Origin of the sequence: Endozoicomonas atrinae (assembly GCF_001647025.1) — a bacterium.
In the GTDB taxonomy this organism is placed as follows: domain Bacteria; phylum Pseudomonadota; class Gammaproteobacteria; order Pseudomonadales; family Endozoicomonadaceae; genus Endozoicomonas; species Endozoicomonas atrinae.
This window is the reverse complement of the sequence record NZ_LUKQ02000453.1, coordinates 1-2,443: the sequence shown is the minus strand read 5'-3', so window position 1 is coordinate 2,443 and position 2,443 is coordinate 1. Positions and strand designations below refer to the sequence as shown.

Genomic DNA, 2,443 nt, shown 5'->3' with positions numbered 1-2,443 from the left:
TCAGGCGAGTATTTGGCATAACCCAGATGCTCTTCCAATTCAGCGGCCATAACACGTTCAACAGTCGCCTTAATAAGTAAACGGCTGAAGTCGGCAAGATCATCCTGAGTTTTAATCTGACTGGCTATTTGATCTACCAGTTTTTCGTTGATTTCAACGCTCATTGTTATTCTCCATTTTGGAGTATTAACGACAAGCGTTTACACAATTTAAATTACATTCCCTCAATATTTGAATAACTACGTTCAAAAACAGTCTAATCTGAACATTAATCTTTAATAAAAATAAAAAATCAGACAATAAATAACCAAGCAATAATTTCTCACTTTTCTTTATTGTTTATTTAACAATCTAGATTCGACCAAAAAACAAGCTAATTGATTAATTAACAACCTAAATAAAAAGACTGATCAAATTGCAGCCAATTAAATAAAGACAAAATAAAATATTCCTCATTCACACGAACATTCAAATGATCAGGATCAACCAAAAAAAAACACGCCTATCGTAAATTTTTCTTGCTTAAAGGAGAGAACAGATAAATTGAGAGCAGTTACCGCCAAGAATTCAAGCCAGTCATACAGCTGAATGCTTTCACTTGTTCAAAAATTACGCATAAAACCTGAAGAATCCTAACCAAAAGTAATCAGAGTAATAGCAGATGCCCAAGTACAGTCCAGAGTTAAACAGACGCAGCTTTCTAAAAAAAGCAGGACTAACCGCCGCTGGACTCGCCGCTTGCGGGTTATCTCTAACCAGCTCTGCAAATCCAACTCCTGTCTTACCTTCACGTAATAAAAAAGCACCCAACGTCTTAGTTATCAAAACGGATGAACATAATCCCTTCCTCAGTTCCATCGAAGGACACCCCTTTATACAAACACCGAATCTTCAGGAACTTGCAAATACCGGTACTTATTATAAAAGTCACTACACGGCATCCCCCCTGTGCGTACCCACACGCTCTTCCTGGATATCAGGCCTGCGCCCCCATAAGGGACAGTTTTACAATAACAGCGTTGTTTTCCAGAAAGACTATCCCAGTCATGGTCACGTTTTGAGAGAACAAGGTATCTACACCGTTCATGTAGGTAAGCTTGATGCATACCGGGAAGCCTCAAAACTGGGCTTCTCTGAAATGCACCGGCTCTGGTCACCTGAGGTCCAGGATCCGGGTGATATGAATGTTGCCCGCAACCCTGTATCAGAACGCCCCCTGGAGAGCCGTGATGGCACCCCAAGAAATGCCATGTATGGTGTCAAGGCAAATGCGTTCAGCAAGGATGAGCCAATTTTTAACTTTGCCAAAGGCTGGATTTCCTCCACTGGATTATCGCTGGACCAGCCATGGCTGATGGAACTAAATACATCCAAGCCACACTTCCCCTGCTTTACTTCACAGGAGTTGTGGGACCTTTATGAAGGTCATGATGACCTGCCTGAACTGGATAAAAACCATCCGGTTGCCCAACACCCAGTGTCAGATGATCTTCGTAAACACTTCAAAACGGATCAGTTTACCGAGGAGCAGGTGCGTGGTTTACGGCGGGGCTATTATGCCAATGTCACCTATATCGATAACAAGGTCGGTGAGCTGATCAACATTCTGAAAGAGACAGGCCAGCTGGATAACACGGTGATTATTTACACGTCTGACCATGGAACCATGATGGGCAAATATGGCATGCACTGGAAATCCAGCATGCATGAAGATTCCGCCAGGGTTCCCTGCATCATCAGTGGTCCCGGCTTTAACAGGGATACGGTCAGCCACACCGCCTGTGATTCCATGGACCTGCAGGCCACATTATTCGGTATTTTTGGTGTCCAACGTCCTGAACATTGGGATGGAGAACCACTGCAAGGCCTTGCATTGAACGATCATGAACGTACCGCACTTTCTGAGTATCATGGTCATGGTCAGAGCGTCAGTAGCTACGCTATTCGCCAGGGTAACTGGAAGTACATTTACCACTACGGCCAGCCAGCACAGCTATTTAATATTGATAAGGATCCTCAGGAAACTCTGGATTTAGCCAGCACCCAGTCAGAAAAAAGAAAGCAGCTTCATAATGCACTTCTGAACTACCTGGATCCTGATAAAGAGCATCATCGGGCAGAAGATTATATCCAGAAACAATTGGCAGCATTTCAAGACACCAGCAAATACCAAACTCTCCCTGGTGGTCATGGATTAAAAAAAGAAGTTGTATAAATAATATCAAAGTTAATCTGATCTTTTTTTGTTCGAAAGAAACATATGAGACTGGTTTCTTAAAGCAACAAGCAGTCAAAAAGAAACTTCCTTCTGGAAGTGGGAATGTAATTTAAATTGTGTAAACGCTTGTCGTTAATACTCCAAAATGGAGAATAACAATGAGCGTTGAAATCAACGAAAAACTGGTAGATCAAATAGCCAGTCAGATTAAAACTCAGGATGATC

The 2,443-nt window shown here is 42.2% G+C and carries 1 protein-coding gene; it reads left to right on the top strand.

Translation table 11 applies throughout. The annotated features are described in order from the left end of the window. The first annotated feature begins 661 nt into the window (after positions 1 to 661). Positions 662 to 2,215: a sulfatase family protein gene (locus tag AK963_RS27790; protein ID WP_066018561.1), complete on the top strand. Its 1,554-nt coding sequence runs from the start codon at positions 662 to 664 to the stop codon at positions 2,213 to 2,215. Positions 2,216 to 2,443: the final 228 nt, after the last annotated feature.